The organism is Haloferax prahovense DSM 18310 (assembly GCF_000336815.1).
Lineage (GTDB): Archaea > Halobacteriota > Halobacteria > Halobacteriales > Haloferacaceae > Haloferax > Haloferax prahovense.
Genome location: NZ_AOLG01000054.1, coordinates 147743 through 159883 on the forward strand (window position 1 = coordinate 147743; position 12141 = coordinate 159883).

Annotated in this window: 11 protein-coding genes; 5 read left to right on the forward strand and 6 right to left on the reverse strand. The window is 66.8% G+C overall.

Going from position 1 to position 12141, the window contains the following annotated elements; genetic code table 11:
• The first annotated feature begins 38 nt into the window (after positions 1-38).
• Positions 39-1946 carry a cation:proton antiporter domain-containing protein gene (locus C457_RS16565; protein ID WP_008096470.1) on the forward strand — a complete coding sequence of 636 codons (1908 nt, stop codon included), beginning with the start codon at positions 39-41 and terminating at the stop codon, positions 1944-1946.
• Between the two features lie 50 nt (positions 1947-1996).
• On the opposite strand, the gene C457_RS20705 is transcribed toward C457_RS16565, so the two are convergent.
• The 6 genes from C457_RS20705 to nasA form a co-directional block, all read right to left on the reverse strand.
• The gene (locus tag C457_RS20705) at positions 1997-2167 is read right to left on the reverse strand and encodes a hypothetical protein (protein WP_004976349.1); all 171 of its coding nucleotides are present in this window, start codon (positions 2165-2167) and stop codon (positions 1997-1999) included.
• 160 nt (positions 2168-2327) lie between these two features.
• Positions 2328-3461, reverse strand: coding sequence for a thiolase family protein (locus C457_RS16570; RefSeq protein WP_008096471.1), 1134 nt, complete (start codon positions 3459-3461; stop codon positions 2328-2330).
• A gap of 130 nt (positions 3462-3591) precedes the next feature.
• On the reverse strand, positions 3592-3771 hold the full coding sequence (locus tag C457_RS16575) for a hypothetical protein (RefSeq protein WP_008096472.1): 180 nt from the start codon (positions 3769-3771) through the stop codon (positions 3592-3594).
• A gap of 2 nt (positions 3772-3773) precedes the next feature.
• Positions 3774-5528, reverse strand: coding sequence for a nitrite/sulfite reductase (locus C457_RS16580; protein ID WP_008096474.1), 1755 nt, complete (start codon positions 5526-5528; stop codon positions 3774-3776).
• A 265-nt stretch (positions 5529-5793) separates the two neighbouring features.
• Positions 5794-6426: a molybdenum cofactor guanylyltransferase gene (locus tag C457_RS16585; protein WP_008096476.1), complete on the reverse strand. Its 633-nt coding sequence runs from the start codon at positions 6424-6426 to the stop codon at positions 5794-5796.
• A 58-nt stretch (positions 6427-6484) separates the two neighbouring features.
• Positions 6485-8599, reverse strand: a complete 2115-nt coding sequence (gene nasA, locus C457_RS16590) for an assimilatory nitrate reductase NasA (RefSeq protein ID WP_008096478.1) — start codon at positions 8597-8599, stop codon at positions 6485-6487.
• Positions 8600-8947: 348 nt separating this feature from the next.
• On the opposite strand from nasA, the gene C457_RS16595 reads away from it, so the two are divergent.
• The 4 genes from C457_RS16595 to C457_RS16610 are packed head-to-tail and all read left to right on the forward strand — an operon-like array spanning position 8948 to position 12121.
• Positions 8948-10375 carry an ATP-binding protein gene (locus C457_RS16595; protein WP_008096479.1) on the forward strand — a complete coding sequence of 476 codons (1428 nt, stop codon included), beginning with the start codon at positions 8948-8950 and terminating at the stop codon, positions 10373-10375.
• A gap of 50 nt (positions 10376-10425) precedes the next feature.
• Positions 10426-11037 carry a hypothetical protein gene (locus C457_RS20975; RefSeq protein ID WP_239640770.1) on the forward strand — a complete coding sequence of 204 codons (612 nt, stop codon included), beginning with the start codon at positions 10426-10428 and terminating at the stop codon, positions 11035-11037.
• A 50-nt stretch (positions 11038-11087) separates the two neighbouring features.
• Positions 11088-11912, forward strand: coding sequence for an MBL fold metallo-hydrolase (locus C457_RS16605; RefSeq protein WP_008096481.1), 825 nt, complete (start codon positions 11088-11090; stop codon positions 11910-11912).
• On the forward strand, positions 11909-12121 hold the full coding sequence (locus C457_RS16610) for a hypothetical protein (protein ID WP_008096482.1): 213 nt from the start codon (positions 11909-11911) through the stop codon (positions 12119-12121). Before C457_RS16605 ends, C457_RS16610 begins: the two co-directional genes overlap by 4 nt.
• The last annotated feature ends 20 nt before the right edge of the window (positions 12122-12141 follow it).

The window sequence follows — 12141 nt, forward strand, 5'->3', positions numbered from 1 at the left end:
CGTCGTCACATGGACCGAATCAATGGAGGCGATATAAGTTGGCCGTAGGAGGGGGGGCGAACCTCATCCCGCTCGTCGCTGCGATAATCGGCATCGGCGTGGTCTCGCAGGTGCTTTCGGACCGATTTCAGGTCCCCAGCGTCGTGTTCCTCATCGCGTCGGGCATCCTGCTCGGTCCGGAGGTCCTCGGCGTCATCTCTCCCGACTCGTTCGGGAACGCACTACAGGCCATCGTCGGTCTCTCGGTCGCTATCATCGTTTTCGAGGGTGCGTTCCACCTTCGAATCGACAAGCTACGGGAGGCGCCGGCCGCGACGTTCCGCCTCGTCACCGTCGGCGCGATAATCTCGTTCGTCGCGACGGGCGTCGTCGTCCACTACGCGCTCGGCGCGCCGTGGCCGGTGTCGTTCCTCGTCGGCGCGCTCCTCGTCGCGACCGGGCCGACGGTCATCGCGCCGATTCTCGAAGTCGTCCCGGTCCGCGACCGAGTCGGCGCGGCGCTCGACACGGAGGGCATCGTCAACGACGTGACGGCGGCCATCGTCGCCGTCGTCATCTTCGAGGCCATCCTCGAAGGCGTCAGCAGCCCCGACGCCCTCGTGGTCCTGTTCGCCGAGCGGCTCGGCGTCGGCGTCGTCGTGGGCGCAATCGTCGCCGGGTCGCTGTACTACGCGCTTCGGTACGTCGACCTCTCGCCGGGTAACGCGCCGCAGAACGCGCGCCTGCTCGTTCTCGCCGGCGCACTCGTGTCCTACGCGGCAGCCGACTACGTCGCCACAGAGGCCGGCATCGCCGCGGTGGCGACCGCTGGCATCCTCCTCGGCAACGCGGACGTGCCGTACGAAGAGGAGATTTCGGCGTTCAAAGGCGACATCACGCTGCTCGTGCTGTCGTTCGTCTTCATCGCCCTCGCGGCGCTGTTGGACTTCCAGAACCTCCTGAACCTCGGCGTCGGCGGCCTCGCCGTCGTCGCTGCCGTCGCGCTCGTGATTCGACCGCTGTTGGTCTTCATCTCGGCGCGCGGCGACCGGTTCACGAGAGAAGAGAAGCTCTTCATGAGCTTCGTCGGCCCGCGCGGCATCATCCCCGCGTCCGTGGCCTCGCTGTTCGCTATCGCCTTACAGGAGGAGGCGACGCGGCTTGCGGCCGAGGGAATGACCCAGCAGGCCGCCGCGCTGAACCAGAGCGCCTCGATTCTCGTCGGCACGGTCTTCCTCGTCATCCTGACGACCGTCGTCTTCGAGGCCGGCCTCGCTCGCCAGATCGCAGAATACCTCGACGTCATCCCAATGCGTGTACTCATCATCGGAGGCGGGAAAGTGGGCCGTGCGCTCGCCGAACGCCTCGCAGACCGCGGAGAGAACGTGGTCCTCATCGAGCAGGACCAAGAAGTAGTTCAGGCGGCCCGGAACATGGGCTTTACCGTCCATCACGGCGACGGAGCCGACACGAGCGTCTTACGCTCCGCGGGGGCCGCGAACGCAAAGTTCGTGGTCGCCGCCACCGGCGACGACGACGTGAACCTGCTCGTCGCGCAGTTGGCGAACTCGAAGTTCGAACCCGAGAGCGTCCTCGCGCGGGCGAACAACCCCGACAACGTCGAGGCGTTCGAAGAACTCGGCGTCCGGACCATCTCGTCGACCATCGCCACGGCGCAGGCGCTCGACAACTACATCGAGCGCCCGTCGATGTCGAACTGGATGGGCGAAATCGGCCGCTCCGGCGACGTTCAGGAGGTCGAAGTCACCGCCGAGAAGCTCATCGGCCGGACCATCCGCGAGGTCGGACCCGAACTGCCCGACGGCTGTCTCGTCACGCTCGTCTCGCGGAACGGCGACACGACGGTCCCCAACGCGGAGTTCACGCTCCAGGAGGGCGACCGCATCACCATCATCGGCGAGCGCGAGGCCGTCCGGGACGCAGAAGAGTTAGTCAACCCCGAGTAGCGGCTCTCGACGCCCGCGACCCGTTCGATTTTCACGCCGTCTCCGACCGGTCAGCGCCGCGCCCAGCGGACGAACACCGCCCAGTAGCCGACGGTGAGCGCGACGAGGACGTACCAGACGGGCGCGCCGAGGTCGGGCCTCGGAACGAACCCCGCGGAGGCGGCCCCCGCGGCCGCCAGCGCCGCGAATGCCCCCGACAGTACGGTCGTCGTGAGATTCATCACCGCGTTATTCTCGACTTCCGGAGTATGAACGTGACGAAAGGCGCATGTACGTTCGTGAGCGTTAGCGGGGCCGAGACCTGCGAGAGACGAACGACGCGTCGTGCGTCGGTTTCCCTCGATTCACCCGTCAAAACAGTCCAAAAAAACGCGGTGCCGACTACCGACTGAACTCGATTGCCGCACCTTGGCCGAAGCCGACACAGAGCGACGCGAGGCCGCGGTCCACGTCGCGCTTCTGCATCTCGTGAATGAGCGTCACCGGCAGGCGCGCGCCGGAGGCTCCGAGTGGGTGACCGAGGGCGATTGCGCCGCCGTTGACGTTGAGTTTGTCCGCGTCGATGCCGAGTTCGCGGCGGGAGTACTCACACTGGCTGGCGAACGCCTCGTTGATCTCGACGAGGCCGTAGTCGTCGATGTCGGTGCCGGCGCGGTCGAGGAGGCCGCGGGTGGCCGGGACCGGGCCGATGCCCATGACCGTCGGGTCGACGCCCGCGACGTTGTTCGTGCCGACCGAGGCGAGCACGTCGAGGCCGTGTTCGTCGGCGAACTCGCGGCTGGTGACGAGGACCGCGGCCGCGCCGTCGGTTATCTGCGAGGAGTTGCCGGCGGTGACGGAGCCGTCGCCCGAGAAGGCGGGGTCGAGGCCGCCGAGAATCTCCATCGAGGTGTCGCGGCGAATGCCCTCGTCCTCGGTGACGACGCCGTCGGCCGTCTCGACCGGGACGATTTCGTCGTCGAAGCGGCCCGAGTCGGTGGCCTCGGCGGCGCGCTGGTGGCTCCGGAACGCGAACTCGTCTTGGGCCTCGCGGGAGACCTCGTGCTCGTTTGCGACCTTCTCGGCGGTCATCCCCATCTGCAACTGGAAGATGTTGTACTGCTCGCTCAGCTCGGGGTGGAGGTGCTGGTAGGAGTCACCGTCCATCGGCACGCGGGACATGCTCTCGACCCCGCCGGCGACGATACACTCGCGGTTGCCGGCGGCGATAGCGTCGGACGCGGAGATGATGGCCTGCATGGAGGAGGCGCACCAGCGGTTGATGCTCGTCGCGGGCGTCCCCTCGCCGAGCTCCGACAGGAGCGCGATGACGCGGGCGACGTTGTTGTCCTGTTCGGTGCGCTGTTGGGCGACGCCCCACATCAGGTCCTCCACGTCGTCGGGGTCGACGTCGTGTTCGTCGAGGATGTGGTCGATGAGCGTGACCGAGAGGTCCTCGCTTCGAACGTCTTCGAACACGCCGCCCGCCTTGCCGAACGGCGTGCGGTACGCGGCCGCGATGACTGGCTCTGGCATGGCACACCATCGGGGTTCGAACACCATAAATAGTTTAGAACTCACTATTTGTCGTAACGAGTTGTTTATCGGGTCGAAAAACGCCGAGAAAACGGTGAAAGTGGAGACGACGGCACCGAGTCTCGGAGCGTCAGGAACGAGTGGCGGAGTCGCTGTCCGGCCGACCGGGGATTCCGCCGGTACCCGCGTCGGCGACTGTTGGCTCCGCCGGGAAGAGCTCCGGCGCGACGTCCGCCGAGGCGTGCTCGAAGCCCGCGTCGTCGGCGCTGGGGGCGTCCGCCGGGTCGTCGGATGCGATGCGTTCGGTCATACTCAGTCGCTCGTGACCGGCTGTTCGGCCTTCGCTTCCTCTTCGGCGAACGGGTACCACGACTGCTTGGCGTCGTGCATGTACGGCGCTTCGAAGTCCGTCTCCTCGGGGACGCAGTACTCGGTGACTGCCTCGGTCCCCTCGGCTTCGACCCACTCGCGGAACGTCTGTCCGGGCTCGCGGCGCTCCGCGAACGCCTCCACGAGCGACGCGATGGCCCCCGGCACCTCGTCGGCCGGGATGCGCTGTCGAACCCACTCGACGAACGACGGCTCCTCGCCGATGCCGCCGCCGACGCCGATGTCCATGGCCTCGACCATCTCGCCGTCCTTCTGGGCGCGCATGCCGAACAGGCCGATATCGGCCGTGTTCGCCTGCCCGCAGTCGGCGGTACAGCCGGAGTAGTGAACCTTCAGTTGGCTCACGTCGTCGGGCACGTCCACGTTGTCGCGGAGCCACCGGAGCATCCGGGCGGTCCGGGCTTTCGTCTCCGTGAGCGCGAGCGAGCAGAACTCCGTGCCGGTGCAGGCGACCGTGCCGCGCTGGAACGGGTTCGGGACGGGCGTGTGCTTGCCGAGGAGTGGCTCGGCGAGCAGGTCGTCGAGCTTCTCCTCCGGCACGTCAATCAGAAGCGGGTTCTGCCGGCGGGTGAGCCGGACCTCGCCGGAGCCGTACTCGTCGGCGATGTCGGCCAGTTCGATGGCGTCGGACGCCGTGAGCCGGCCGACTGCGACGCTGAGGCCGACGTAGTAGTCGCCGTTGGCCTGCTCGTGGACGCCGACGTGGTCGTGTTTCCCCGCGGACTCCGAGCGGCCCGCGTTGTAGGTGTACTCGCCGCGGATGTTCTCGCCCGCAGACCGGAGTTCGAAGTCGACGTACTCCTCCTGAAGCAGGTCGCGAATCTTCTCCGTGCCCCACTCGTCCACGAAGAAGCGACTGCGGGCGCGGGCTCGAACGTCGCGGTTACCGTGTTCGTGGTAGAGTTCGACGAAGCCGCGGACGACCTCGTAGGCGTGTTCTTCGTCGGCGACGAAGATGTCGAGGTCGCGGGCGACGCGCGGCTTTCGGGAGCCGAGGCCGCCGCCGACGCGGACGTTGAAGCCGGTGACGGTTTCGCCGTCGAGTTCCTTCTTCGCGGGTTCGAGCCCCACGTCGTTTATCGAGTCCTGCGCGCAGCCCTCCCGGCAGCCGGTGACGCTGATGTTGAACTTCCGCGGCATGTTCGACAGGGCGTCGTTCCCGCGGAGGTCCTCTTGGAAGCGGTCGAGAAGCGGCTGGGACTCGACGAGTTCGTGTTTGTCGCGGCCGGCGACCGGACAGCCGGTGATGTTCCGCATCGTGTCGCCGCCGGCGGACCGCGAGGAGACGCCCGCCGCTTCGAGCTTCTCCCAGACCTCGGGGATGTCCTCGAGTTCGAGCCAGTGGAGCTGAATCGACTGGCGCGTCGTCAGGTCCAACCAGGCGTCGCCGAACTCGGGGTTCTCGACCGGCCCGGATGCGTAGTCGCGCGCGACCTCCCCGATGGCCCGGAGCTGCCCCGGTTCGAGGACGCCGTTGGCGTTCGTCAGCCGCATCATGAAGTACGAGTCCTGACCCGTCCGCTGCTGGAAGACGCCCCAGAACTTGAAGCGCGTGAACCACTTGTCGCGCTCGTCTTCGGGGATGGCGTCGACGCCTTGCTCGGCGAACTCCTCGATCTTCTCGCGGACCGCGTCGCCGTAGAGCTCCGACTTCCACGCTTCCTTTTTACTCGCCATTTCCGACCACCAGTGGGCAATTATCCACTATTCCTGTGCGTTTGTTTGCGAACTTGGTCATGTTTCGTGATAACACGACTCGACAGAGGTTGATAAGAGTATTCGTTGAGAATATTTAGAAATAGACCCTCATAGACAGATTCGTCCAATCTATAACCGAATATTCCGAATATAAGGTCATAATCTGCGCAGATAATCGGTTGATTATTGGATAATCTAAACAGACCATAATGGACGATAATGTGGTATGTGACTCGAACGCGGTTCACCGACGAGCGGTGAGCGCGCGCAAGTCGTCGAAGGAGTTCACGTTGTGAAACGCGTGCGTTCCGGCGTGAGCCTCCACTTCGCGGTCGTCGAGGACGGTGACGTCGAGCGCGGACATCACGGCCTGTAGGCGGTCGTCACCGGCTCGGATGGTGTCGGTGCAGGCGACCACGCCGGCGCGGCAGTGGATGACCGCGGGGAGCGGTTGGGTCGTCTCCGAGACCCGCGGGACGACGCCCGCGCCGCCCTGGAGGCGGCCGAAGAGATGCGAGATGAACCCGCTCGGGACGAGCGGCATGTCGCACGGGAGGACCGCCGCGTACTCGGCGCTCGTCGCACGCAGCGCGGTTCGCAGGCCGAAGACCGGCCCCCGGTCGGGATGGGCGTCCTCCGCGAACCGGACGTCGAAGTCCAAGAGCGCGCCGGCGAGCGCGTCCCGCTGTTCGGCGCGGCAGTTGACGACGAGCTCGTCGACGACGGGGTCGAGCGAGGCGGCGACCCGATGAATCATGGGCTGGCCGCCGACGGTGGCCGTCGCCTTGTCGATGCCGCCGAATCGAGTCGACCGACCGCCGGCGAGAATGATGCCCGCACGGCCGGTGTCGAGGTGTGGGTGCGACTCGTCGGCCATTCTCAGGCGGCGGCGCGTTCGAGTTCGCGGGGCCGTCCGCCGGCGGCGACGAGCGCCATCAGTCGCTCACCTCGGCCGCGAGGAGGTCGGTGGACGCGGTCGTCTCGGGGTGTTCGAGGCGGACGGCGCACTGCTTGAAGTTCGGTTCGTTCGACTGCGGGTCGACCGCAGGGCTGGTGAGTCGGTTAGTCATCGGGTGGTGGATGGAGAGCCAGACGAGTCCCGGCGGGACGGCGTCGTCGGGGTCGAGCGTCGCCGGGACCGACGCCCGACGGGAGACGACGGTGGTTCGGCGGTCGCCCTCGGGGTCGGCGACCGCGTCGCGGTGCGCGTCGATTGTGTCGGGGTGCGCGCGGGCGACCGGCTCGTCCGGCGTGTCGCTGCGCGTGCGGACCCCGGTGTTGTACCCGTCGGCCTCGCGGCCGGTCGTAAGCGTCAGCGGGTACGACTCGTCGGCGGGTTCGGGGAGCGACGACCCCGAGAGCGCGCTGAACTGCGCTTTGCCTGACGGCGTCGGGAACGACCACGTCGGGTCGTCCGCCTCCCCGTCGGCGTCGTCGTAGTAGCGGTAGCCGCCCTCGCTCGTCGGGTCCGGCGCGGGCCAGCGAACGGCGCGCTCGCCGTCGAGTCGCGTGTACGAGAGCCCCGAGCAGTCGGCGTCGGTACCCGCGGTGAGGGCGGCGAACTCGTCGAACACGTCGCTCGGCGAGACCGACGGTCTCGGGAGCAGTCCGGGCGAGACGCGGGCGGCCACGTCGGCGATGATGTCGAGGTCCTGCCTGACGCCCGGCGGCGTCTCGGTGGCCGGGCGGACCCGCGAGACCGTCCGCTCCATGTTCATCGTGGTCCCCTCGGACTCGCCCCACGTCGCCGCGGGGAGCACCACGTCGGCGAGTTCGACGGTCTCGGACCGGAAGGCGTCCTGCACGACGAGGAAGGAGTCTTCGAGGACCTCGCGGGCGGCCGTCGCGTCCGGGAACCCGGCGAGCGGGTTGGTGGCGACGGTCCAGACGACCGACGGCGACGACTCGAACATGCCGACCGGACCGGGTCCGTTGTCGTCCGGGAGGCGGGAGACGGGCACGCCCCACGCCTCGGCGACGGTCCGGCGGTGGTCCGGGTGTTCGAACGGTCGGTGGCCGGGCCACGTCCCCTTCGAGGAGACGACGCGAGTGCCCATCGAGTTCGCCTGTCCGGTGAGAGAAAAGGGGCCGGAGCCGGGGCCGAGGTTCCCGGAGGCGAGACAGAGGTTCACGAGCGCGCCGGCGGTCGCGGTGCCGCGGACGCTCTGGTTGACGCCCATGCCCCAGTAGACGAGCGTGGGGGCGTCGAGGAGCGACGCCAGTTTCTCGACTTCGTCGAGCGAGACGCCGGCCTCGGACGCCGCCTCTTCGACCGGGGAGAGTTCGTCGACGACGCGGTCGAATCCCTCCGTGTACCCCTCGACGAACGCGTCGTCCACGCGGTCGGTCTCGACGAGGTGGCCGAGGACCGCCTGCGCCAGCGCGAGGTCGCCGCCGGGGTCGATGGCGACGTGGTCGTCGGCGACCGCCGCGGTCTTCGTCTCGACGGGGTCGACCACGACGAGGTCGCCGTCGTCGGCCGACTGCCGAATCCACCGGAACATCACCGGGTGGGCGACCGCCGGGTTCGCCCCCCAGACGAGGTGCGTCTCGGCCTCGGGGATGTCGTCGTAGGTCGGCGGCGGCGCGTCGCTCCCGAAGGCGCGGTAGTAGGCCTTGACCGCGCTCGCCATGCAGAGCGTCGTGTTCGCGTCGTAGTTTCGGGTGCCGATACCGCCGCGGGCGAGCTTCCCGAGGGCGTAGGCGGCCTCGTTCGTCTGTTGGCCGCTGCCGAGGACGGCGACCTCGTCGGGGTCGTCGGCCATCGCGTCGGTGATGGCGTCGCCGACGCGCGCGAGCGCGTCAGACCACGAGGTCTGCCGGAGCTCCCCGTTCTCCCTGACGAGCGGTCGCGTGAGCCACGACCCGTCGGGGTCGGCCGATTCGCGGATGCCGCGACCGCAGGCCAGCCCGTTGTTCACTGGGTGTGAAGGGTCCCCCCGAACCGCGTCCAGCCCGTACGAGGTGTCGGAGCCGAGGTGGACGTGTCCACAGCCCACGGCACAGCGCATGCAGGTCGTCGGGACTTGTTTCGCCACGCGGTTCACCACCGGCTATTCGTCGAGAATGTACCGCATTTGGGCGGGCATCTCGGTCCATTCGTGAATATCATTTCACTATCTTGGCTCACAGTGGCGGAAGATAACCATAAAACCCTAATCGTTTAAGAAAGGTTATTTTACCCGGTTATTCTGAAGAAAGAGACAATATACAAGCATATAAAAGGAATATAATCGCGTAATCAATCCATTTTCGGATATGTTTTTGAATTGTTTTTCTGAAATTAACGTTGTACGGTGGAGTCGCGCCGAGTTCCTTGTCATCGGGGAAGTTCGGTCGCGCGCACCAGCGGCGGCGCTCCGACGCTCTTATGCGTCTCCCCGGGCAATTTCTGGAGGATGAGTGAACGGGCGCTCGAGGTTGTCGAGTTTCTGCTGACGGCCCACCTCTACACCGACGACCGAACGCTTGACGAAAACGACCTTCCCCCGCGGTATCGACGCGTCTTTTGGGCGGACGCCGAGGACGACGGCGACGAGGACGACTCGTCGATGGGCGGCATCGAGCGACCGCTCGTCGTGACCGAGTCCATCGCGCGGAAGGCGACCGGCGTGGAACACCCCTGGGACGCGATTTCCGACCTCATGTTCACCCAGCGCGAGGACTTCTCCGGCCGCCTCTCTCTGACGCAGCCCGAGATGGCGCTGGAGTGGTTCGTCAAACGAGCCGACTACGACCGGCTCGTGACGAATCCGACGGTCGCGAAGTCGGTCGAGGACCGGGACGACGTGGACGTGACCCACGCGGACGCCAGAGAACAGACCCGGCCGATTCACGCCGACCGCGTGTGGATAGACAGCCTGCTGGACGAGTACTTCGACGACGAGGACGACGCCGAGATGCTCGACCTCGTGCAGGTCCGCGCGCCCGAGGAAATCGAGATGACCCTCGAGGACCTCGTGCTCACGACGGACCAGGAAGGCGAGATTCACAAGCTGATGAAGGCCATCGAGCACCGCGAGTACCTCGCGGAAATCGGCCTCCGCGAAATCGGGAAAATCCTCTTCGTCGGCCCGCCGGGGACCGGCAAGACCACCGTCTCGCGGGCGCTCGCCCACGAGCTCGGCCTCCCGTTCGTCGAGGTGAAGCTCTCGATGATTACGAGCCAGTACCTCGGCGAGACGGCCAAGAACGTCGAAAAGACCTTCGAGGTCGCAAAGCGGCTGTCGCCGTGTATCCTCTTTATCGACGAGTTCGACTCGGTGGCGAAGACCCGCCGGTCGGACGAGCACGCGGCGCTCAAGCGCGCGGTCAACACGCTGCTCAAGAGCATCGACGACATCTCGCTGATTCGCGACGAGGTCATCCTCATCGGCGCGACCAACCACCCCGACCAGCTCGACTCGGCGGCGTGGCGGCGCTTCGACGAAATCGTCAACTTCCCCAAGCCGGACCGCGGGATGCGCGCCGACATCCTCCGGGTCATCACGAACCGGATGGACATCGACGAGTTCGACCCCTCGGCCATCGCCGACGTGACGGAGGGCCTCACCGGCTCCGACCTCCGACTCGTCCTCCGCGAGGCCGTCCTCGAAGCCCTCACCGAAGAGCGGATGGAACTCACACAGGACGACCTGCTCGAGGCCGTCGCCGACTTCGAAGAGCGCGACAACCTGAAGAACCTCGACATGATGTCCGACTCGTCGGAACTCGTCGCGGGGTCGGGGTCCGACGACGGTCACGACCACAGCCACGACCACGACCACGACGGCCACGCGGACGAACACGAAGGCGAGACGCAGAAAGACGCCGGCGCGGCGCAGTAACGCCGTCTTTCTGACAAAGCATTTACTAGTGGGCCGCAAACGGCGAGCCGATGCCCTCCAGCAGACGCCGATTCGTTCGGGCGATTGCGGCGGGCGGGGTTCTCACGGCGCTCTCCGGGTGTACATCGGACCTCGACCCGTCCACCGCGACGCCCCTTCCCGAACCTGAGCCGAATCCTGCGCCCGCCGCTGGGGACCCGATTACAATCTCGCGCGACTACCGAGCGTCCTCGAAGTACGACTACTATCCGGATGCTGCGGAGGTTCGACGACGCACCGGCTATCGCAAGCACGTGAACGAGTCGGGAACGACGAAAGAGCCGGTATACGAGCGGGAACCGGCATCATCGTGGGTGACGCGAGTCGGCGGGACCGTCGCGGGAGCCGAGGCGATGGCGACGGCGCGAGAGCGACTCGGCGTCAAGTCGTTAGCTGACATCAGCCGGGGGATTGGATACGACGACGGGGAGGCGAGGCGAGTGATGCTCGGCTACGAGGTGTGGCCGAATCGGAGCGGTGAAACGCGAACGCCGTCCGTCGAATTCGAGGCGCTCGTCTCGGCGGTTCCGCGCACGGTTACTGCGAGCTTCCAGTTCGAAGCGGCGGCGCTCTCGGGGACGTTCCACCCCCTGGTCGAATTTCGGCAGATATACCGGTCCTGACTCGCCGCGGTCGGCCACGTTTATACCTCGCCGCCCCCGTGGTTGAGTCAATGCGCGTGACCCTCCTCGGGACCGGCGACACGACCGGCACGCCCACCGTCGGCTGCGACTGCGAGACCTGCCTCGCGGCCCGCGAGCGAGGCATCGAGCGGACGCGCTTTTCGGTCCACGTCCAAAACGAGCGGACCGGCGAGTCGCTCCTCGTCGACTTCAGCCCGGACTTCCGCCACCAGTTTCTCACGCAGGACGTGCCGCTGCCGGACGAGGCCTTAGTCACCCACATCCACTTCGACCACCTCGACGGCCTCGGGAACGTCTACCGCCTCCTCGACGACCTCGCGGTCCACGCCGCCGACGAGGTCGACCCGGTCACGGGCGAGAGCGTCGCCGACGCGATTCGCTCGAAGTTCTCCTACCTCGACCGAATCTCGGTCGAAGACCAGACGCCGTTCGAGTCGTTCCGCGCCTGCGGCCTCGACGTGACGTTCGTGCCGGTCGTCCCCCCGCCGCTGGTCTGCTACGGCGTTGCCATCGAAGACCCCGAGACGGGTGCGAAGCTCTCGCTATCCGGCGATTCTACCTACGCCATCCCCGAGGAGTCCCGCGACGTGCTCCGGAACCCCGACCTGCTTCTCGCCGAGGCCATCGTCCCCGCGTCGGTCTGCGAGTACCACCCCATCGGCGGCGACGACTACGACGAAAACGGGGTCGCGCGGACCTTCGGCACGAAGCACATGACCCGCGAGGGAGCCATCGCGCTCGGCGAAGAACTGAATGCCGACGAGACTCGCTTGGTCCATGTGGCGCACTACTACCCCGCCGACGAGGCGTTCGAAGAGCCGCTGGCGGTCGACGGCGAGGTGTACGACCTGTGAAGCTCCGGACCGTCGCCGAGGACAGGGCGTTCAGGTATCTCATGGTCGCCGGCGCCGTCGCGGCCGCAGCCAACTTCGTCCTGACCTACCTCGATACGGGCCGACTCGACTTCTTCGCCGTCGCCGTGCAGTTCGTCTTCGTCGTCGTCATCGGCGTCGGGCTCGTCACCTACTGGAATTACATGGAGCGGCGGGCCGACGCCGAGTGAGAGTCGGGAGGCGAACGCGC

What these genes read in the sequence shown, in the direction of transcription:
- C457_RS20705 (WP_004976349.1), bottom strand. Translation starts at nt 2,167, where the DNA reads ATGAATCTCACGACGACCGTACTGTCGGGGGCATTCGCGGCGCTGGCG.
- C457_RS16570 (WP_008096471.1), bottom strand. Translation starts at nt 3,461, where the DNA reads ATGCCAGAGCCAGTCATCGCGGCCGCGTACCGCACGCCGTTCGGCAAG.
- C457_RS16575 (WP_008096472.1), bottom strand. Translation starts at nt 3,771, where the DNA reads ATGACCGAACGCATCGCATCCGACGACCCGGCGGACGCCCCCAGCGCC.
- C457_RS16580 (WP_008096474.1), bottom strand. Translation starts at nt 5,528, where the DNA reads ATGGCGAGTAAAAAGGAAGCGTGGAAGTCGGAGCTCTACGGCGACGCG.
- C457_RS16585 (WP_008096476.1), bottom strand. Translation starts at nt 6,426, where the DNA reads ATGGCCGACGAGTCGCACCCACACCTCGACACCGGCCGTGCGGGCATC.
- C457_RS16595 (WP_008096479.1), top strand. Translation starts at nt 8,948, where the DNA reads ATGAGTGAACGGGCGCTCGAGGTTGTCGAGTTTCTGCTGACGGCCCAC.
- C457_RS20975 (WP_239640770.1), top strand. Translation starts at nt 10,426, where the DNA reads ATGCCCTCCAGCAGACGCCGATTCGTTCGGGCGATTGCGGCGGGCGGG.
- C457_RS16605 (WP_008096481.1), top strand. Translation starts at nt 11,088, where the DNA reads ATGCGCGTGACCCTCCTCGGGACCGGCGACACGACCGGCACGCCCACC.